This is a genomic window from Mycobacterium sp. IDUB_17 (assembly GCF_055419465.1).
On record NZ_JBVAXS010000019.1, the window covers coordinates 1 to 233 of the forward strand.

The window sequence follows — 233 nt, forward strand, 5'->3', positions numbered from 1 at the left end:
CGCCAGGCGGCGTCGATGTCGCTGGCCGCCTCGGCGATCCGGATCTTGGCGAACGGATCGTCCTTGGCCTTCTCGCCCGCGTAGGCCGCGCGGACGCGCTTGCCCTGGTGCTCGACGTGTGCGTCGTAGGCGCCGTAGGCCATACCCACGATCGGAGTCGAGATGGTGGTGGGATGGATTGTGCCCCACGGCATCTTGTACACCGGGGCGGTGTTCGTCTCATACCCGCCGGC

The 233-nt window shown here is 68.2% G+C and carries 1 pseudogene; it reads right to left on the reverse strand.

The features are described from left to right. Positions 1-233, reverse strand: a pseudogene (locus ACZYZ7_RS31795) (3-hydroxy-9,10-secoandrosta-1,3,5(10)-triene-9,17-dione monooxygenase oxygenase subunit); the annotation flags it as partial.